General features: G+C 47.0%; 14 protein-coding genes. 12 read left to right on the top strand and 2 right to left on the bottom strand.

Features of this window, described 5'->3' with window-relative positions:
- The first annotated feature begins 165 nt into the window (after nt 1–165).
- The 9 genes from MON40_RS12315 to MON40_RS12275 all read left to right on the top strand — a co-directional run bounded on the left by MON40_RS12315 (nt 166) and on the right by MON40_RS12275 (nt 12673).
- Entirely contained in the window at nt 166–1449 is a 1284-nt protein-coding gene (locus tag MON40_RS12315) for an FAD-binding domain-containing protein (protein ID WP_003776026.1), read from the top strand.
- Between the two features lie 625 nt (nt 1450–2074).
- A complete protein-coding gene (locus MON40_RS12310) occupies nt 2075–2338 on the top strand; it encodes a PAAR domain-containing protein (RefSeq protein ID WP_009310839.1) in 264 nt (87 codons plus the stop codon).
- Between the two features lie 212 nt (nt 2339–2550).
- Complete coding sequence (locus MON40_RS12305) at nt 2551–5826, top strand: ImcF-related family protein (RefSeq protein WP_003776029.1); 3276 nt, start codon at nt 2551–2553, stop codon at nt 5824–5826.
- Nucleotides 5826–7451 carry a type VI secretion system protein TssA gene (tssA, locus tag MON40_RS12300; protein ID WP_003776030.1) on the top strand — a complete coding sequence of 542 codons (1626 nt, stop codon included), beginning with the start codon at nt 5826–5828 and terminating at the stop codon, nt 7449–7451. The genes MON40_RS12305 and tssA overlap by 1 nt, the downstream gene beginning before the upstream one ends.
- Nucleotides 7452–7460: 9 nt before the next feature.
- The gene (gene tssF / locus MON40_RS12295) at nt 7461–9227 is read left to right on the top strand and encodes a type VI secretion system baseplate subunit TssF (protein WP_003758395.1); all 1767 of its coding nucleotides are present in this window, start codon (nt 7461–7463) and stop codon (nt 9225–9227) included.
- The gene (gene tssG / locus MON40_RS12290; protein ID WP_003776031.1) at nt 9191–10300 is read left to right on the top strand and encodes a type VI secretion system baseplate subunit TssG; all 1110 of its coding nucleotides are present in this window, start codon (nt 9191–9193) and stop codon (nt 10298–10300) included. Before tssF ends, tssG begins: the two co-directional genes overlap by 37 nt.
- 20 nt (nt 10301–10320) lie before the next feature.
- Complete coding sequence (tssJ, locus tag MON40_RS12285; protein WP_003765178.1) at nt 10321–10860, top strand: type VI secretion system lipoprotein TssJ; 540 nt, start codon at nt 10321–10323, stop codon at nt 10858–10860.
- Nucleotides 10860–11273 (top strand): type VI secretion system baseplate subunit TssE, encoded by a 414-nt coding sequence (gene tssE, locus MON40_RS12280; protein WP_003758401.1) that lies wholly within the window; start codon nt 10860–10862, stop codon nt 11271–11273. The genes tssJ and tssE overlap by 1 nt, the downstream gene beginning before the upstream one ends.
- A 47-nt stretch (nt 11274–11320) precedes the next feature.
- Nucleotides 11321–12673, top strand: a complete 1353-nt coding sequence (locus tag MON40_RS12275; protein WP_003776032.1) for a hypothetical protein — start codon at nt 11321–11323, stop codon at nt 12671–12673.
- 544 nt (nt 12674–13217) lie between these two features.
- On the opposite strand, the gene MON40_RS12270 is transcribed toward MON40_RS12275, so the two are convergent.
- Nucleotides 13218–13667, bottom strand: a complete 450-nt coding sequence (locus MON40_RS12270; RefSeq protein ID WP_003776034.1) for a CopD family copper resistance protein — start codon at nt 13665–13667, stop codon at nt 13218–13220.
- A gap of 274 nt (nt 13668–13941) precedes the next feature.
- Between MON40_RS12270 and MON40_RS12265 the strand changes: the two genes are divergently transcribed.
- The 3 genes from MON40_RS12265 (at nt 13942) to lpxH (ending at nt 17653) form a co-directional block, all read left to right on the top strand.
- Nucleotides 13942–14946: a TraB/GumN family protein gene (locus MON40_RS12265; RefSeq protein ID WP_003776036.1), complete on the top strand. Its 1005-nt coding sequence runs from the start codon at nt 13942–13944 to the stop codon at nt 14944–14946.
- Between the two features lie 457 nt (nt 14947–15403).
- A complete protein-coding gene (locus tag MON40_RS12260) occupies nt 15404–16783 on the top strand; it encodes a PIG-L deacetylase family protein (RefSeq protein ID WP_039862695.1) in 1380 nt (459 codons plus the stop codon).
- A 162-nt stretch (nt 16784–16945) separates the two neighbouring features.
- Nucleotides 16946–17653, top strand: a complete 708-nt coding sequence (gene lpxH, locus MON40_RS12255; protein ID WP_039862831.1) for a UDP-2,3-diacylglucosamine diphosphatase — start codon at nt 16946–16948, stop codon at nt 17651–17653.
- A 215-nt stretch (nt 17654–17868) separates the two neighbouring features.
- Here the strand turns inward: lpxH and MON40_RS12250 are convergent, their stop codons facing one another.
- Entirely contained in the window at nt 17869–19842 is a 1974-nt protein-coding gene (locus MON40_RS12250) for a TonB-dependent copper receptor (protein ID WP_003776044.1), read from the bottom strand.
- Between the last annotated feature and the right edge of the window lie 211 nt (nt 19843–20053).

Here is a 20053-nt window from a genome sequence, read left to right as displayed (position 1 = left end):
AGGCAGGTTCGGAATAGGGAGTATCGCACAGGTTGAAACAGCAAACAGCTTTTGCGAATAGCACGCCCTAGATTTTCAGACGACCTTCCCGTATTCCTCCTCCTTCTTCGGGCTGTAAAATTTCTGCTAAAATCAAATGCCTTATCCCTTTCAGACGACATCGCCATGCAAGCACATACATTGGTCTGGTTCCGCCGCAACCTGCGCATACGCGACAACGCCGCGTTGTCCGCCGCCGTGAAGCGGGGATTGCCTGTGGCAGGCGTGTGGGTGGCGCGGAGGTCGTCTGAAATCCCCAATCCGCGTCAGGATTGGTTTCATTATCAGGCGGCGGCGGCTTTGCATGGCTTGCTGGCGGCCCGTGGCGTGGCTTTGTATGCGGTGAACCGTGTGGAAGAATTGCCTGCTTTGGCGACGCGGTTGAATGTTCAGACCGTAATTGCAGACGAAGCCTATACGTCGTCTGAAATCGGGCAAGATAACCGCATTTGGCGGATTTTGGATGAACAAGGCGTTGCGTTCGAGCGTGTTAACGACCGTGCCATATTCGCCAAGGCAGAAATCATGGGCAGTCACGGCGCGCCTTATACCGACTTCCCGCATTATAAAGAAGCGTGGCTGGCTTTGTTTCGGCAGCGGTTCGGCGGGCGGGATGCGGGAGGCGGACTCGCTGAAATTTTTCAGACGACCTCTGTTGAAATGCCGTCATTTCCTGCGTGGAACGGGCAGCAGGACATGGTTTCCGCACAACGTGGCGGCGAAGATGAAGCGGATAAGCAATGGCGGAAGTTCAAAGAAAATATCAGGTTTTATCCGATTATGAAGGATTTTCCCACCAGAAAAGGCACCAGTCGATTGAGTGCGTATTTGAGCGCAGGCTGCATTTCGCCGCGCGTGTTGGCGGCCGAAGCCGCAGGGCAGGGCGCAGATGCTTGGTTGGACAACTTGATTCGGCGCGATTTCTATCAGCAGCTTGCCTATCACCGCGCCCGCATCGAGCCTGAATCTGCTGCTGAATCTGCGCCGTTTTCAGACGACCTGACGGAACGCTGGCGGCAGGGGGAAACAGGTTTCCCGCTTATCGATGCCGCCATGCGCAGCCTGAAATCGAGCGGCTGGCTGCATCCCGCCCTGCGCTCCCTGACGGCGGAATTTTTGTGCGGCATCCTGCATCAGCCGTCCGAACACGGCATCGCTTGGTTCGCCGCGCAGCAAACCGATTTTGACCCCGCGTTGAACGAAGGCAACTGGCAAACCGCCGCCCGCAATGCCCGCAGGTGTTCCATCGATATTATCCAAACCGCCCGCCGGCTTGACCCGGACGGCACATTCGTCCGCCGCCATATCCCCGAGTTGGCGCATCTGCCCGTCAATCTCGTCCATACCCCGTGGCTCGCCTCGTCTGAAATTGATGCACACGGCTATCCGCCACCCGTCGTCGCGCCCTAGAGCGTGATTATCGATCGGTAATGGCTATGGGTTTCTCATCAAACGACCTCTTTAAGCGTAAAAATATAGTGGATTAACTTTAAACTATTACGGCGTTGCCTCGCCTTAGCTCAAAGAGAACGATTCTCTAAGGTGCTGAAGCACCAAGTGAATCGGTTCCGTACTATCTGTACTGTCTGCGGCTTCGTCGCCTTGTCCTGATTTAAATTTAATCCACTATAGCTTGAAGAAGTCCGCCCTTGAAACACTTTTCTCTTTAAATCTCCTATTCTCAAACTTAAAACCGTCCCATGGTGGACAGTTAATTCATTTTTGAAAGGAGCAAGTCAGGTTACCTCAAGGGGTCGTCTGAAAATTGTTTTGTTTATTTTTTCTAGAGCGGATTAATTTTAAAACCAGTCGGGCTTTATCCTGTTTTGATTCGGTATGAACTTAAGTTGTCATAAATATTTGAATGGCAATGGCTTTATTCATTATTTTAAAAAATCGATTGGCACTCAAACCATCGTAATTTTGCCCGCGTTATAACCCGGGTGATAAGCGGTATGAATTTGATATTTAACGGTAGTTACTAATTTATTTATTTTTTGATATGATAAGTAAATTTTTTAAAAAGGTAAAAACTATGAAAGGTATTATCAGGCTGGGAGATGCGACTACTCATGGAGGCGTTGTGGTTCAAGCGTCTTCGGATATGGTCATTGAAGGAAAGCCTGCCGCTCTGGTAGGCGATTTGGTTTCTTGCCCCATACCCGGGCATGGCACCAATCCGATTATCGAAGGCAGTCAATATATGTCGTTTAAAGGGCGCGATGTCGCTGTGGACGGTTGTAAAACTGCATGCGGCTGCGCTTTGATCAGCAGTATGCCGACTGTCGGAAGCGACTAAGGGGAATGGAATCTGCAAGGAGCTAAAGTGCCGGATTGTCTGAAATAAGATACAAAATTGCATAATCCTTTTAGTGTTGCAGGTTTTTAGGGGCGCATGCCTGATTCGGGGCAGGTTTGGCAAGAAGCCTTTCATCTTAATAATTCAAAAGTTCTGATATTCAAAATACAGATTAAGTTTTTAGATTTTAAATTTATTTTTCGGAAGTTATTATGAAGCCAATTTTTACTGGCATAGTGGTTATTATTCTAAGCATCGTCAGTGCAGTCTTACTCTACTTTTTAGGTCATAAATTCGGAATCGATACATCTGCAGCCAAAGCGGTTGTGTGGGCATGTATCACGGTAGTGACCTCGTTGATATTCTTTATCCCTCTGTTGACACGAATGCTTTGGTCAGGCGTGTCCGACAGACATTCCAATTTGAAGCATCTGAATCCCGAAGATTTAAGCGGCGACAGTGCGGAATCTACCCATTTGATCGGCGTGTCGGAACGCTGGGAGCAGTTGAGGCATATCCACTTGCTGACCAAGCAATATAAAAAACACCGTAAGCCTTGGATTTTTGTGGTCACTCAAGATACTGCTTTGCTGGAAGCCTCTTTGCCGGATATCCGCCGTCAGTTGTGGGTAGAAACTGCATCGGCTATTTGGATTGATGCACAGGCTATGGAGCCTGCGGGCGGTTGGCAATATCTGAGGGGTGTGGGTAAACGTCCTGCCGAAGGCATTGTTTCGCTTCAAGCAAAATCCTCAATTCACGAAAATGCCGCGCAATTGACTGAGTTGATGAAAAAGCTCGGATGGAAGCTGCCGATTAATCAGGTGTATCTGACCAATGAAGCCGATGAAATGCCATCAGCCATCAGCCATGCTTTGAAATATGGTTCGACTGTATCGGCAACGGAGTTGGCGAAAGAATTGGATCAGTTTGCCAACCAGCTGGCGGCAGTGGGTACGCAGCTGATTGAGGAAGATTTGCGCCAAACACCTATTGCAAAACTGTCTGCCACATTGCCCTCTCAAAGTCAGGCTTTGGCAGATCATATTGCTGCTGAAAAACGGAGTTTGGGAAAACTGGATACAGTTGCCGGTGTTTCGTTTATTCAAACCAACAATCCCGAACAATCAGGAGATTTGATTTACCGTGCGTTTAACGATCTGTCTGTTTTGGGTTCAGGTAAAAAACTGCATTTGTCCAAAACGGAAAAAACCTATCTGGCAATGAGTGCCGTAGCCTTGTTGGTCGGTAGTGTGTTTGCAGTGGGTGCGCACAGCAGTTATCAAGATATAGGTCGTCTGAATGCTGATTTGGAAAGTGTTCAGAAGGCAAAATCACGCTCGGAAAAAGTTGCAGCCTTAATCAAACTGCAACAAAGTATTGCCGAAATGGAATCCGGCAGGGATTTCTTGCAATATACAGCCAAGTTCTTGGGCTATGAGCATAGAAAAGAGTTGTTGGCTGCCGCGTATCGTAAATACGGTATTTTGGTTAAAGATGTCGTCAGCCGCCCTGCTACCGTATTCTTTGCGAATAAGTTGGATGGTTTGACTATGCTCGAAGGGCAGATTCCGGACGACTTTGAACTGCAAGACAGTTCTTATCAAGACCTGAAAGCATATTTGATGCTGACGTCTCATGTAGAGAAAACCAAAGACACAAAAGATGCTGAATTCCTGACGAAAAAACTGGTGGAAATGCTGTCGGCGCAGAATGTTTCTATCAAGGATGCACAGATTTTGGCCCAATTTTTCGTACCGCGCATGGCTACCCATTCCGGTTGGCTGGAAACGGAGCAACCTGAATTAGTGTCACGAAGCCGTCAGATTCTGGTGGATTGGATCAATCGCGACCAAGGCAGTGAACAGTTATACAAACGCATCGTACAAGGTACGGATGCCAAGCTGAAAACCATCACATTGGCAGAGCTGCTGAATAAGGATTTGAAAGGCATTTGGAATGTCGGCAAACCTTTGCCTCGTGTGTATACAGTCGAAGGCTGGGAGAAATATGTTAAACCTGCTTTGGACCAAGCTGTTAAAGACAGCAAGAATACTGACTGGGTGCTGGGCGGAAACCTGCATCAGGCACCGGTGACGGAAGCTGCGATCAACAGTCTGAAAGAGCGTTATTTCAAAGAATATGCTGCGGCTTGGTATGACATGATGAACAGTATTACATGGCAGCCAAGAACGACCAATTTGGATTCGGTCAATCAGTTCCACGTTTATGCAGATCCTCAGCGTTCCCCATTGGTGGCATTGTTCCATGCTGTGAAAGAAAGCAGCCAGTTGGACAGCAAAAAAATCGACGTAAATCCGGCGGTTGCCGATGCTGCAAAACGTGCGGCGGCAAGGCAGCTGTCTTCCCGCTCGCGTAGGGTTGCCGATACGGTATTAAATTCACAGGCAGAAAACATCAACGCACTGGAAGGTAAAGTCAATGATTATCTGGCAGGACCGTTGGAAGCAGAATTTGAAAACTTGCTGCAATTGATTGACGCGCAAATCAATCCGAAGAGCGATTTGAGCCTGCAACGCTACCTTGAGCGCGTGACGACCATTAAACAACGTTTGATTCAAATGGCGTCTTCTTCCGATACCGGTGGTGTAGCCAGATCGGCCGTTCAAGGAGTCTTGAACGGCGGAGACAATGAATTTCTTGAAGGTATGCAGTATGCGCGTTTGATTGAAGCTGGTGTGGGCGACAGATTGCTGCCGTTCGCGCGCAACGTTTTTGTCTTGCCATTTAATTCCGTATGGGATTCGATTGCAGGCGTGGCCCAAAAAGACATCAATAATCTGTGGGCAAACAATTTTGTTAATCCTATGCAGTCCGAGTTGGGTGGCAGATATCCGTTTGCCAAATCAGAAACCGAGGTTTCGATTCCCGTATTGGCAAAATACTTGGATATCAACAAAGGCGCATTGAATCAGTTTATAACGACCCAATTGGCAGGTGTTTTGACCAAACAAGGCAATCAATGGATTGTGGCGCCGGGAAGCGAATTGAAAGTCAATCCGGGATTGTTGCAACAGCTGAATAAATTGAGTGCGATTTCTGAGGATTTCTTCGTCAACGGAGAAGGGGGTTACAGCTTTGAGCTGAAGCCGACATCTACTCAAGGGATTGTTCAGTTTGACTTGGTTGTTGATGGTCAATCATTGAATTATTTCAACCAGCAGACAGAGTGGAAGCCATTTAAATGGCCGGGTGATGTCAGCAATGCCGGTTTGCGTATTTCTTGGGAAACCGAGGCAGAAGGTATGCGTAAAACTCAGGAAATCAGCGGACGTTTCGGTTTCATCCGTATGCTTGAAAAATCCAGGGTTACACCGATTGATGGAAGTACCTATTTGGTTGAGTTCCCACTGGAAAAAGACAAATTGATGCGCTTCTATATGCGGACCAATTCCGGTAAAGGACCGTTGGGACTGTTGGATCTGAAAAATATCCATCTGCCGAATAAGATTTTTGAGGTTAAATAATGATGACATTACCCCAATGGGTAAAGCCGATACTCGGTGATGAAGGTACATCTATCACCGATAACAATATCCATCGCTGGCAAGAATGGTTGGAGCCTGTTTCAGACGACCATCCTTGTGGCGAGGATGTCGCCTATGCGGATGATTTTGAAGCCATCAAAATTGAGTTGGCCAAACTTTCGGGTATGGATTACCGATTGATTTTGGATGCTTCAGAACGCCTGTTGAAGCGTGAATCTAAAGACCTGAGGGTGGCAACCTATTACATTTTTGCCTCGTTGAGAGACAGGGGCTTGGCAGGGTTTTCAGACGGCTTGGAGATTTTGTGCGGCTTGCTGCAAAAATTCGATCAGTCGCTTTGGCCGAAAAAGCCGGTACAAAAACGTAATGCATTAAATTGGTTGTCCGGTGAAAGGGTGTTGGATACGCTTAAAGAAGTAGGATTATCCGATTCTACGGAGCTTAAGCGGACATTATCGGCTTTGATGTCGTTGCAACATTACTTTGATGGATGGGAAGAGGCAGTACGCCCTAGCTTATTCCCATTGTTGCAATATTTTGAAGAGTCATCTGTTCGTTTTTCATCCTCACCGACAAGTTCAAATCAAAATCAGGAAGCTGTTGCGCCTGTTGAGCAAGTGGCAACGCCGCAAATTCATCAAGGGAGTCGAGGGTCGTCTGAAAGTCTGACTGTCACAAAGGTTAACTCTTCTAAAGCCTTGCTTGACCAAGTCAGGATTAATGCTGCCTACTTGAGAGAACAGGATGATGGTTATTGGTCTGCAAACAAGATGATTCGGGCTGTCCGTTGGGGCGGATTGAACGGCATTCCTCCGCATCAAAACGGTCAGACGCGTTTGAAGGCTCCGAGGGCAGATTTATTGGCAAACCTGAATCGTTTGGTTCAGGAGCAGCAATGGCGCGATTTGCTCGATAAAGTGGAAGCGGCTTTTTTGGAAGGTGCTAATCACTATTGGCTGGATTTGCAATATTACGCATGGCAAGGTCAGCAGGCATTGGGTGGTTTATATCTTTCCCAAATTGATTCGTCGCTATTTGAGTTGAAATCCTTATTGACCCGATGCGAAGGCCTGACCGGCTTGAGTTTTGATAACGGATTCCCGTTCGTATCGGCTGATACGCTTAAATGGCTGGAAGAAAAGGTCATGTCGTCCGTGCGCAAGCAGACGAGTAGTCAAGCCATTCAAAAAGCAGTGTTAGCGTCGCCATCTCAGACAAAAAATCAAGAAAGTTACTGGCAACAGGCTCTGTTGAAAACACAAGAACACGGTTTAGACGCTGCATTTGCTTGGTTGGAAACATTACCGGAGTGGCAGACAGGCTCAGGGCAGGTTAAAAAATGGGTGATGATGGCTCGGTTGGCTGTAAGCGCCCAAAAGGCGGACTGGGCAGTGAAACTGTTGGAACAGGCTTCGAAGCAGATGCAAGTGTTGACAGTTAAAGAGTGGGACAGACATTTTACGTTTGAAGTGTATGCCCTTTGGTATCAACTATTAAGTGAAAACCTTGATAATAAAGATATTGAGGAAGTCGGACAGCTCGAATTTTTACGGACAGAGTTGATGCAGGCAGATGTTGTCCGTGCATTGGAATTAATTTATTAAGCATATATTATGTCAGATCCCACATTACGCTATTATGAAGAAGAGATGCGGTATCTCAAAGAGGCGGGATTAGAGTTTTCAAAAGCCCACCCTGATCGTGCCGCAATGCTGAATTTAGACAGAGTAGGTACGCGCGATCCTTATGTAGAAAGACTGTTTGAAGGCTTTGCTTTTTTGACAGGGAGAATCAGACAAAAATTAGATGATGACTTTCCGGAATTGACGGAGGGGTTGGTCCATATGCTGTGGCCACATTATCTGAGGATGATTCCTTCCCTGACTGTTTTGGAATTGATTCCGGATAATAAAAAGTTGCAAGGAGGGCAAGTCGTTAAAAAAGGATTGTCCGTTCAGTCCGAACCTATCAATATCAACGATAGATTGACCAGATGCTTGTATCGGACCACTGCTGATGTTGCGCTCCAGCCTTTGAGCATATTGCATACATTGTTGGATTATGATGCGAATGGTCAAAGCGTCATCAAATTAACTTTCGGTATCCACCGGCAAATACAGAAAGAGAATTTAGATTTTTCCAAAATCAGAATTTATATTTCCGCTGATGAACCGATTGCCTTCGCATTGCGTCATGCTTTGTTGAATCAGACAGCGCGAATCAGCCTGCATCATGCCGAATTGCCATCTGCCGGCAATATACAGTTTAAGGCAGTCGGATTTGCTGAAGATGAAAGGTTGTGGGAGAAAGTCAATAACAGCTTTAGCGGCTATCAACTATTGCTGGAATATTTTTGTTTCAAACAGAAGTTTTTCTTTATTGATTTAGTGGGCATCGATGCCGGAGCGTGGTCGGAACGGATTAATGAGTTTAGCGTGAATGTGGTTCTTTCCAAGCAATACCCTTCAGAGCTTCGATTCCCTCCTGACTGTTTGAAATTGAACTGCGTGCCTGCCATCAATCTGTTTGATATGGAAGCAGAGCCTATCCGAGTGGATCATAAGGCGTTCGAATATCAGGTGAAGCCGCTGTTACATGAAGGTATGGCTGTTGAAGTTTATTCCGTCGAAGAGGTAGAGGCGGTTAATCATGAAACAGGCAAACGTTACCCCTATATTCCTTTTTCCTCATTCCAGCATCGTGGCGGATTGATGAAATATGATGCGCCTGAAAGGTATTTCCATACCAAAGTCAAACAAGGCGTATCAGGAAGACATGAAACATTTATCATGCTTGGCGGATTGTTGTGGGATAGAAAAGATATATTGCCTACCGAGACGCTTTCATTGAAGGTGGTCGGGACAAATGGCGCTTTGCCGCGTAAAAGTCTGAGGGAGACTCAGATTCAAGACGACGATATCGCCGAACCAAATGTCAAAATGGTCAGAAATCTTACCACGCCGACATTGTCTTGTTATCCGCCGACAGAGGATAGATTCCAATGGCGCATATTGTCCCATTTGTCACCCAACTATTTATCACTATTGAATGTCGACAGTTTGAAAGGGGCATTGTCCATTTACGACTGGACTGAAGACGAGCTGAACAAGCGCAGACTGAATGGTATTGTTGATGTCAAACATGAAACAGTACAGAGAATCGAGCGTGGCGCAGTCCACCGCGGAATTCATATTACCGTAACATTTGATTCGACCGCATTTAGCGGTGAGGCGGAAATTTATTTGTTCGGAGAATTATTGAACGAATTTTTTGCAATGTATGCTGATTTGAACCTGTTTACCCGGTTCAGCATTGTTTCTCTGCCATCCGGGAAAACATATACATGGAAAGACAGCAAAACAACTATCACACGGTTTTAGAAACGGCGCACAAAAGCGCCAAAGAAAATAACGACAGGCAAACGCTTCCCTTATGGGAGATTCCTAGAAATAAAGCGCAGCGCGAAAGCGGGTCGTCTGAAATCTTCCAGGAGAAATTGGGGGAGTTTATTGTACGCAATGCGGCAACGATGAATTTCTTCCAATTTTGCCGGGTTCTGGAAACCCTTGCCGAAGGAAATGAAGAAAAGGCTGTCGAGTCAACCGTAAGATTTAGAAGGGTAAAGTCTTTATCTTTCCCTTCGGGGGAGATCGCATCGGTTGAATATGACGCAGAAGCCGATCTGCCGACTGTCAGGACGACATTTTTAGGTTTGTACGGTGTCGATGCGGTTTTGCCGGATTACTTCCTGAACGATATTGCGACGCATAAAGACGGCAGTGAAAGCCTGGCGGCATTTTTAGATATTTTTAACCACCGAATCACGACCCTGTTTTTCCAAGCATGGAAAAAATACCGTTATCCGTTTCTGTTTCAACGGGAAGGGCAGGATGACCTATCGCGTTCCCTCTTGCACCTAATCGGGCAAGGCATGCTCAACGGGAAATTCATGCATCCTTTGCTGGATAGCAGGATCTTGGGATTGTTCAGTATTTTTTACCAACGAACCCGAACCAAAGAAGGGATTGTCAGCATCGTCAGATACCTTCTTCCCTTTGCCGACGTAAAAGTAAAAGAGTTCCAGCCGCAGTGGGTCATTTTGGAGAAGGACCGCAAACTGGGGAAAGCCGGTTTGCGGTTAGACGGGGGAAGCGCATCTTTGGGCGGACGGATAAAAGATTACAGTCATTTGGTGCGTATTGAAATTACGCCCGATACATTTGACAACGCGCAGCTTCTGTTGCCAAAGCAGCAATTGCACCAAAAATTGCTCGAGCTATTAAAACTCTATTTGGGTCGTCGTTTTGATGCGAGTGTTTACCTGAATATTAAAAAACAATGGATACCCAAAAGCCGTTTGGAAAAAAAACAAATATTGGGGATTAATACCGGTTTAGGTGCGATGCACCAAGACAAACAAATAAAAATAGCGAACTATACTTACTCAAACTAACTTCAAGAAAACGGAAAATCATGAATAAAAAAACCAGAATTACGTCAGTCTGCTCATTAGCCCTTTTATGCGCCATGCTTTCAGGATGCGGGATTTGGCAAGGCATGAAAGATGGAACGGTTGAAGCAACGAAAAGTGTTTTTTATACCAAACTCAAGATTTTGAAAATCGACCTGATTGCACGAAACGGTTTGAATCAAAACGAGCGCGGGCAGTCGCTGTCGACAGTCGTCCGAGTGTATCAGTTGAAAGACAAGCAAAATTATGAAGTTGCCTCATATCGTGATTTGCTCAATCAAGACAAAACCATCTTGAGCAACGATCTGGCAGAAGGTTACAAGCAATATACCATCCGGCCGGGGGAAACCATCAGCTTTGATGAAACGCTGAATAAAGACACCAAATATGTCGGTGTTGTCGCTTTCTACAACAAAGTAGGGGAAGAGCAGACTTGGAAAATGTTGATTACCAAAAAGCAGCTGACCAATAAAAAACCGGTCGTTATCGAATTGGTGGATAACAAAGTCTTGCTTCAAGAGACGGTCAAGAAAGTCAAATAATGGATGCCGCACTCTATGAGAAACTGACCGGATTTTATTCCGACGGTTTGCCGATAGATGATTTGCCAGGCAGCTTCCAGTTGGTTCGCAGTGTTTTGGACAATATCCAACGCATTCTTAACAGCAGGAGCGGTTCCTTGAAACATCTGCCGGATTATGGAATTCCCGATCTCAGCATGGTTTATAAAAACCTGCCGTCCAGCGCGCATGACTTGCGGTATTTTATGAGGAAAACCTTGTTGAAATACGAGCCGAGATTAAGGAACTTGGATATCCACCTCACTGAATCCAAAGACAATATCATGGTCTTGTGTTATCAGCTGGAATGCGAAATCGAAAACGTGGGTGCGGTAGTAATAGACACTTATTTTATGCCTGAGGGGACGGTTTCCGTTAAACGCAGCCGGACATAAGCTTTCTTTGGCGTGAATAGATTACTTTGAAAATTAAGAAATAAAATATGGTTAAACACATTTTCCTTACTTGCGGCGTGTTGCTTTCAGCAACCGCTCAAACCGCCTTTGCCAAAGAGCTGGAAGGCATGTTGGTCACTCAAAACAATTATGTCCGGATTCGAAGTTGTGATTTGAAAAACAATTACACTTTGCTTCCCGGTAGCGGAAACGGCTATGAAGCCGCAGCGGAAATCATCAGCGTCAGAAAAAATACGCCTGAAAATACACCAATCTATGTCGGATTAAGAGGCAATCTGGAAAACACCAATTTTTTGATTTCAGGCATTGATTTCATCAAAATGGGCGAGAGCTGTCATGTGCCGCATACCGAAACTCCGCCTGCCGAAGTCGTTATTCGAGAGTATCCGCTTAATCAGCAGAAATCAGGTTCGATAGGAAGGAAGCCTGAGTCTAAACAAGACAATGCGAAATTAAAAGCTACGGAGTCCCAACAAGCTAAGGCAGAACAGGATAAACCGGAAGAAACGGCAGGCAAGTCAGAAGAGCCGATTCCTTATCCTGAAGTTACACAGACTAACCAATCGGAAGACGGTAAAAAGTCTGAAGGCAAGTCAAATTCAGACGACCTCGTTAAAGAAAGTGTGAAAACAAAGGATGTCAAACAGACAGATACCGAGAAATCTGGTCGCACAAATGCTGGCTCGGCGACACCGGAAGTATCCAATACAACTGCGCCAACCGAGAAAAAAGCCGTAGAAAACAAGGAAATTGATACGTCGGCTAAAGCAGAAGCATCTGAAACAGTAGAAGTGCCGGCTAAAGCAGAAGCATCTGAAACAATAGAAGTGCCGGCTAAAGCAGAAACGCATGAAACAGTAGTAGAAGCACCAATCCGATTTGAACCACTTGAAAAGGTAGAAACGCTGCCAACCAAGACGGAAATTTCTGCAACCGAAGAAACACCAGCCCAAACGGAGGCACCTGCAACAGTAGAAACACGGGTAACAACAGAAACTACGCCAACTACGCAAGCTCCGGTAGCGGAAGAAGCTTCGACAAAAGCGGTTGATGTAGAGGAGCATCCGTCCGTATCTGAGCCTGTGGCTCCCGTGGCTTTGCCATCGGAAAGTCAGCTGATAGAAACCACTACCGTATCCGAATTGAAGCCTGAAACCGGTAAGCAGGAATCTCCATCGGTAGAGCATGAGCCTTTGGCGCCGCAAGTAGATATCCAACGCGAAGAAACTCATTCTGCACACAACACGCTGCCGGCAACGCCAATGACTACCGAAACATCTGCGTCACAGACAGAGCCTCCTGTTGTGAATGAAGAAACTTCAGTGCAGCCGGTTTATGTCAATAAGGTCATCGTGCATGATGATGACGCATATGAATAAAAGGCAGGCAAGCCCAATAAAATAGCAGAGTCGATTTGCTGTTTTTCATACAAAAGGTCGTCTGAATTTTTTCAGACGACCTTTTGTTATGAATTGATTTTAGCGATACAACATTTTTGCTCACTCTTGCTCAAAGAGACAAATTTCCTCACGCTTAGGAAGCAAGAAGTAAATCGGTTTTATAGTGGATTAACTTTAAACCAGTACGGCGTTGCCTCGCCTTAGCTCAAAGAGAGCGATTCTCTAAGGTGCTGAAGCACCAAGTGAATCGGTTCCGTACTATCTGTACTGTCTGCGGCCTCATCGCCTTGTCCTGATTTAAATTTAATCCACTATATATGAACCTCGTTGCCTTTTAATTTTGAATAATCTGCCCCAGCTGATGAGAAAGAGGGGGATAGCGCGGCTGACTTGGTCATATTGGTTTTGCGGGTTATGGCGGATTTTTTGCTTTCAAATGCCGCTATTTGTCAGCGTGTTATTTTGTGTTCGTTCTTTGTTTTTCAGACGACCTCTGATGGTAAATAGGTCGTCTGAAAACAGCTTACCAAGACAGATAGAACATGGCTTTGGCAAAAAATACGATGAACAGCATATGGGAAAATACGACGGCGTGGATGTATTTGGACCAGCCGACGGTCAGGGTGCGCCGTGCCATTTTGACGACGGCGATGGCGAAATGGACGAGGACGCTGACTGCCAACAGGATTTTGAGGGTGAGGAGCGTGCCGAATGAGGTGGCGAAGGGTTGGCTCAAAAAGGGCAGGTAGCGGTTGAATACCATGACGATGCCGCTGATGAAAAGCGTAATGACGATGGGCGGCATAACGCGGACGGCGCGGTAGGACATGGCGCGTTCGACTTCGCGGCGCGATTCGCGCGAGACGCGGCCGGTGTGCATGACGGACAAAACCAGCATTTCGAAAAATACGCCGCCGACAAAGGCGATGGCGCAATAGAGGTGGATGATGTGGGCGATGGCGTAGAGACTCATGACCGTGTTCCGAAGTGGATATTCAAGCGAAATTGTATCATCAGTCGGGCAGTTTCAGACGACCTTTTCCTTATTGGTGGCTCAATAGCAGGTGTTGTTCGGGGTGTGCAAAGAAGCCATTTTGTTCATTAGGGCAGTTTGATAGGTAAGGGGCAAAATAGTTTTCAAATCTGGTAATAAAATCGGGTATTTTATTTAACATATCGGTCTATTTTAAAGTTAACTCCCTATACACTATACTGTTGCCACATTTCATGATGATGAAGAGGAAAAGATGAATAAATTATTGTCTCTGTTGGCTGTATGTTTGGCGATTGTGCCGTTGTCTGCATGTAAACAGGAGGTTTCGGAGAAACCGGCAGCAAAGCAAGAAAAAGCGGCTTCTGTTGTTATCCGTCCTGAATTGAATTGGGATACCCCTAAATTAACCAGTAATGTTTGGAAAATCAGTAAAGCTGGGCAGCCGGATTCTTATTTGGTCGGTACCATCCATATCGGTAAGCCCAATGCCACCTTGTCTAAAGATGCAAAGAATCTGCTGGCATCTGCCGAACAGTTGGTTACCGAGGCCGATATGCTGCCCCAGATCAATGATGAAGAGATGGCGAAATATCAAGAGTTTATGCAAAAAATTTATAGTCAAGATTCTTTGAAATCCAAGTTGGGCGATAAGAATTTTGAACTGTTGCAACAGGACTTTATGAAAAGTCCGGAGTTGGCTCAGATGGCACCGTACATCGACCACATGCATCCTTGGGCGGTGTTGCTGTTTGCTTTAAGTATTTATCCGCCTGAATACAGCAACCAGACAGGTGTGGATATTTTGCTGTCGAAAGCGGCACAAGAGTCCGGTAAAACACGCCTTGCTTTAGAGGATGTGATGGATTTTTCTCAAATTTTTGCCAGTCAGTCGGAAAAGTTGATGATTAAAATGTTGACATTGAGAACGAATGAAGAGTATGCCGAGCGGGAAACCAAACGTCTTTTCAATGCCTATGAGAAAGGAAAGTTCGAGGATTTACCTTTGGTGCAAACTGAATTCGAAAAGGAATTTGCTCAAAAGTATCCCGATACTATTCCCGCTTTATCTTGGGTACGCAGCGATTTGCTGATTAAGCGCAATCAAAATTGGCTGCCGAAAATCAAAGAGATATCTGCTAAAAAGAAAACGGTTTTTGCCGTAGGCATCATGCACCTGATGTCTGAACAAGGCTTGATTGAGAAGTTGCGCAAGGAGGGTTATCAGGTGACGCCGGAGCCTTCAATCTTGATGTGGTAAAGCGTAAAACGTCGTCTGAAAAAGGTTTCAGACGACGTTTGATAATAAAAAATCCAAAAAACCGACCGCGAGATACAGCGGTCGGTTTGTTTTTGGGCGGGTTGTTGGTATCAAGGGGCAGAAAAGGTCGTCTGAACGCTTGGTGTTCGATTTTTTGTTTCAAATATGGCAAGAAACATGATGGGCGTGAAGGCATAGATGGTTTCAGACGACCTTTGCATTGTCGCGACAGGTTTCCCATGTGTTTATTTTATGGGGAAGGCTGCTCGAAATTTAACGGTCAGATGGCGCAGACCGCTTATAAATAAAGGGATTGTGCAATTGAAAACTGTATGATTTCAAATTGTAAATTACTCTTTTAAATGACGTTTGGTTTTTAAAACGACCGTTTGTTAGAAAGTTAAGACGGGCGCATTTTTAGATAATAAGATAAAGGAAATAATCACAGGGGAATAAAATGTTATTGCTAGTATTGTTTTGCATGATACTTTGCCTGCTTGTAATTGCTGCCTTTATCGTGGCATCAATTCGCAGAAAACGCTTTGCTTACGATGTCAGCCGCGATTACGAATACGGTCAATTGCCCAAGTCGGCGACAGTCAGTTTGCGTGAGGGCGAACTGATCTTGCCCGACACCATCGGCGCGAATGATACGGTAATCGCCAGAATCAACGTGAAATCAGGTTGGCTGGGCAGATTGGTGATGCCTTGGATCGGCGTCAAAACCAACCGCGGGGAATGGCGGGCGTATGTCGAACATGGCGGCAACGGCGCGCGCTACCTCAATTTGACCGATACCTTCGACGACGGCAGCAGAAAAATTACATTAAGCGGCAACCGCGTGTCCCTGCCTGATCAGGAAGTCGAATTGTCGGTTTATCCGCGTGAGTGTTTGAGCGGTAAAAAAATCCTGGTCCTTGCGCCCCATGCGGATGATGCGGAATTGGCGGCTTACGGATTATATGAAAAACATGCTGCCGATACGTTGGTGGTTACGATTACCGCAGGGGAGGGCGGCAGCTTCCATTACAACAATCTGTATGCGCGCAATCCCGAGCAAATGCAGGCGCAGTATCTGCAAAAGGGCAGGATGCGCGTATGGAACAGCCTGACCGTGCCGCTTTTGGCGGGGGTGTCGTCTGAAAACATTTTGCAGCTCGGCTATTTTGACAGCACATTGCAAGTCATGAAGCAGAATCCTGATGCCGATGTGAAGTCGACCAAACTGGATACGGCGGATGTCAATCTGTTCCGCCGTGCCAATACCTCGCCTTTGTCCAAAGGCTTGAACGGCGGCTCGAATTGGCGCGGTCTGGTCAATAATCTGGCCTATATTATCGAAACCTTCCAGCCCGACATCATCGTCAGCCCGTCGCCCAATATTGATGCACACAAAGACCATCAATATACGACGATTGCTGCGGTTGAAGCGTTGAAACAATTGGATTATCGGAAAGGCTCGCTGTTTTTGCATACGCTGCATTTTTTGAGCGACGATTTCCCGATCGGCAAGTCCGGCTCGATGTTGAGCCTGCCGCCGATGTTCGGTCAGCCGTTCCATTTCCACTCCGTTTATTCCCTGCCTTTGAACAAGGAAGAGCAGAACCGCAAACTGCTGGCGCTGGACGCGATGAACGATATCCGCCCCAACGCCAACGGGTATGCGGACTGGAAAACCATGATATTCCGCGGCTTGAACGGCTTGCGCCATCATGTATTTGATATCGATAGGGATTTGGTCAACCGTTTTGTCCGCAGCAATGAATTGTTTTACGTTGTTCCTGTCAGTGATGTGCATCAGGAAGACAGTTATCAAAAAATCGTCCAATGCGGCTGATTGGATCGGGTTTCAAATCATTGCCTGCCTGAATGTCGGATAAAAAGAGAAATTGAGCGAAGTTCCGGCAACGGGTGAGACCATGCCACATACGTTGGCGGCCGATATACAAAGGTCGTCTGAAAACCTATAATGGCAAGGATTTCACACCTGTTGCCCGCCATGCCGATTTACTTTATTTCCGATTTGCACCTGAGCGAATCCCATCCCGAATTGACCGAATTGTTTTTGCGCTTTATGCGCGAAAAAGCACCAAAGGCGCGTTCGGTTTATATTTTGGGGGATTTGTTTGATTTTTGGATAGGCGACGACGAACAATCCGAATTGACCCAAACCATCGCGCAAGCGATTCAATCGGTCGTGCAGCGCGGGGTGGAATGTTTCTTTGTACACGGCAATCGGGATTTTTTGATCGGAAAGCAATTTGCAGCGCAATCCGGTATGAAGTTGCTGCCCGAATATGCGGTGGTCGATTTATACGGCAGCTCTGCCTTGATTTGCCACGGAGATACTTTGTGTATCGATGATGCGCGTTATCAGAAGTTCAGAAAGGTTGTTCACCAAAAATGGCTGCAACGCCTATTCCTAAGCCTGCCGCTTGCCCTGCGCCTGAAAATCGCCCGCAAAATACGCCGCACCAGCAAGCAGGGCAAACAATATAAAGCTGCCGAAATCATGGACGTCCAGCCGCAATTCACCGCAGATATTGTGCGTCGGCATCATGCCCAACTGTTGATTCACGGACACACCCACCGTGAGCATATCCATCAGGAAGATGGCTTTACCCGTATTGTGTTGGGGGACTGGAAGCCTGATTACGCTTCCATACTGGAGGTTGATGAACAGGGTTTCCGGTTTGTTCCTTTATAAATTTGTGGGGCGGTGGCGGGTAAAAATACAGGGGTTTGGGTTTAAGCTTTCATCTCGGTACGATATTTCAACTGTTCCGTATGGTTTGAATATGATTTGAATCACTAAAACATCGTCTCTTGTAAAACAGCTTCGCTTTAAAGCCATCATCAAAAAGGTCGTCTGAAAACTCACAATCGGGTTTTCAGACGACCTTTCACTTTCTCAACTCAACATCAGAATTTCGCTTGCAACCTCAACCAAGCGGTACGGCCGGGTTCGTTGACGCGCAAGGTTTGCGTGCCTGCTGAAGGGTCGCCGCCTTTGCTGACGAATTCGGCATAGGTTTTGTTGAACACGTTGTCTATACCGGCCTGCAAGGTAGCGTATTTGCTGAATTTCCAGCCGGCATTGAGCGAGAGTACGCCGAAGCCGGAAGAGGCGCCGATGTCCTGACCGACGATATTGCCTTGACCTTTGCTGTAACGGTTTTGTTTCGCCACGACGCGCCATAACGCGCCTGCGCTGAATTTGCCGTTGTCGAAGGCGAGGGTGTTGTTCCACTCGAGCGGCGGGGTTTGCGCCAAAGGTTTGCCGTCGGTACGGTTTTTGCCGTGGGTGTAGGCGAGGCTGCTGCCGATTTCCCAATTGGGTGCAAACGTCCATTTGACTTCGGCTTCGCCGCCGAAACGCGAGGCTTTAACGTTGCGTACGCCTAAATCCGTGCCTTGGCGTTCGAGTATGATGAAGTTTTTGACATCGCTGCCGAATACGGATACGGAGGCATGGAGGTTGGGACGTTTCCAGATGATGCCCGCATCGATTTGGCGGTTTTGTTCGGGATGGATGATTTTCTTTTTGGCGCGCAGACGTTCCCAGTAGTCGGGCGAGCGTTCGGCGATACCGAATCCGGCGTAGTATTTCAAGCCGTTATCCGTATCACGTTCCCAACGTAAGAAACCGGAATTCAAGTTGAATTTCTGATGTTTCAAAACAGGATCGGTTACGTCTGCGGAATCGTAATGCGCTTTGACACGGTCGTGGCGCAAGCCTGCTACCCAACGTTGTTTGTCGGTTTGCTGCCAGGCGGCTTCGGTGAAAACGCCCCATTGTTTGAAACTTTGATTGGGCATATAGGGCTTGTGGCGGTAACCGTCGCCGCCGCGTTCCATGCGGGCGACGTGTACGTCGTCCATATAATCTACGCCGGTTTGCAGGTTGAGGTTATCCCAATCGAAGGTGGCTTTCAGACGACCTGTGTCGGTATTGCGTTTGGGGTTGTTGGCGTTTTTAATCTGTTTGCCTGCGGGATTGCGGATGGTGCGCAGGCTGTATGTGTCCATGACGTGGTCGATTTCGCTTTCACCGTAGCGCAATTCGAGTTCGCTGAACCAAGGGGTGAGGTTGCGTTGGGTAAAGCGGACGTTCCATGCGTCGCGGTCGAATTTGCTGCCGTCCATCATGCGGTCGGCGTAGGCGACCTTGGCTCTGCTGCGTTCGTATGTGCCGGCGATGGTGGTGTTTTCGGTCGGGGTGATGCCCAGTTGCAGCATTTGGCTGTCGCGTTTGAAATGGGAGTGGACGCGTTTGCCTGAGCCGTCTTTGTAGTCGCCGGCCTCGTTATGGGAAATATTGCTGCGGACGTAGCCGTATTTGCCGCCGAATTCGGCTTCAAGCGAACCGTCGCGGCGGTCGTTGCTGCCTGCGGTCAGGGAGGCGTTGATGTTGTAAGGTTTTTCGCTGAAATCAGGGTCTTTGCGGATGAATTGTACCGAGCCGCTGACCAAACCCATGCCTTGGGTTACGGTTTGCGGGCCTTTGGTGACGACGACTTTGTCGAAAGAATTCGGGTGGATGTAGGCAGTCGGCGGGTCCATACGCATGCTGCAGCCGCCGTAAATAAACTGGTCGTCGGCGTTAATCGACAGGCGCGAACCGCCCAAACCGCGGAACAGCGGATCGCCCGAGCTTCCGCCTTTGCGGATGATGCTCATGTTGGGCACGGATTGTAAAAGGTCCGCACCGTCTCCGGCAGGGAGGGGTTGCAAAGCAGCTTTGGGGTTGAAAGTAACGCTATTGGCTTTTTGTTGTTGTGTGCCGGTGACGGTAACGGGGGAAAGGATAACAGTTTCTTCGGGAACAGGGTCTGTGTCCGCCCAAGCCTGGGAGACGGCTAAGGCAATCGGCAGAAGGAGTAGCTGGTGTTTCATTCTTAGAGCTCCTTTTATTGGTTTAGTTCATTGTGCGTAGTTAATTAATACTTTGGTAGTATAAAGAATGTCAGATAGTTTGTGAATAAGAAAACGGTTTTGTTTAATTTAAGTCAATATTTTTGAGTCATAATTAAATTATTTGATTAATAGTAATAACTGTGTTGATTAATTACTTGTTTTTCCATCTGGCAGGAAGAAGGGATAAGGC

Origin of the sequence: Neisseria macacae ATCC 33926 (assembly GCF_022749495.1) — a bacterium.
Taxonomy (GTDB): Bacteria; Pseudomonadota; Gammaproteobacteria; order Burkholderiales; family Neisseriaceae; genus Neisseria; species Neisseria macacae.
The sequence above is the reverse complement of the archived record's forward strand: the minus strand, read 5'-3'. Positions and strand labels throughout refer to the sequence as shown.

Bases quoted from the DNA above. Each gene is read 5' to 3' on its own strand.
- MON40_RS12315 (WP_003776026.1), top strand. From the start codon at position 166: ATGCAAGCACATACATTGGTCTGGTTCCGCCGCAACCTGCGCATACGC.
- MON40_RS12310 (WP_009310839.1), top strand. From the start codon at position 2,075: ATGAAAGGTATTATCAGGCTGGGAGATGCGACTACTCATGGAGGCGTT.
- MON40_RS12305 (WP_003776029.1), top strand. From the start codon at position 2,551: ATGAAGCCAATTTTTACTGGCATAGTGGTTATTATTCTAAGCATCGTC.
- tssA (WP_003776030.1), top strand. From the start codon at position 5,826: ATGATGACATTACCCCAATGGGTAAAGCCGATACTCGGTGATGAAGGT.
- tssF (WP_003758395.1), top strand. From the start codon at position 7,461: ATGTCAGATCCCACATTACGCTATTATGAAGAAGAGATGCGGTATCTC.
- tssG (WP_003776031.1), top strand. From the start codon at position 9,191: ATGGAAAGACAGCAAAACAACTATCACACGGTTTTAGAAACGGCGCAC.
- tssJ (WP_003765178.1), top strand. From the start codon at position 10,321: ATGAATAAAAAAACCAGAATTACGTCAGTCTGCTCATTAGCCCTTTTA.
- tssE (WP_003758401.1), top strand. From the start codon at position 10,860: ATGGATGCCGCACTCTATGAGAAACTGACCGGATTTTATTCCGACGGT.
- MON40_RS12275 (WP_003776032.1), top strand. From the start codon at position 11,321: ATGGTTAAACACATTTTCCTTACTTGCGGCGTGTTGCTTTCAGCAACC.
- MON40_RS12270 (WP_003776034.1), bottom strand. From the start codon at position 13,667: ATGAGTCTCTACGCCATCGCCCACATCATCCACCTCTATTGCGCCATC.
- MON40_RS12265 (WP_003776036.1), top strand. From the start codon at position 13,942: ATGAATAAATTATTGTCTCTGTTGGCTGTATGTTTGGCGATTGTGCCG.
- MON40_RS12260 (WP_039862695.1), top strand. From the start codon at position 15,404: ATGTTATTGCTAGTATTGTTTTGCATGATACTTTGCCTGCTTGTAATT.
- lpxH (WP_039862831.1), top strand. From the start codon at position 16,946: ATGCCGATTTACTTTATTTCCGATTTGCACCTGAGCGAATCCCATCCC.
- MON40_RS12250 (WP_003776044.1), bottom strand. From the start codon at position 19,842: ATGAAACACCAGCTACTCCTTCTGCCGATTGCCTTAGCCGTCTCCCAG.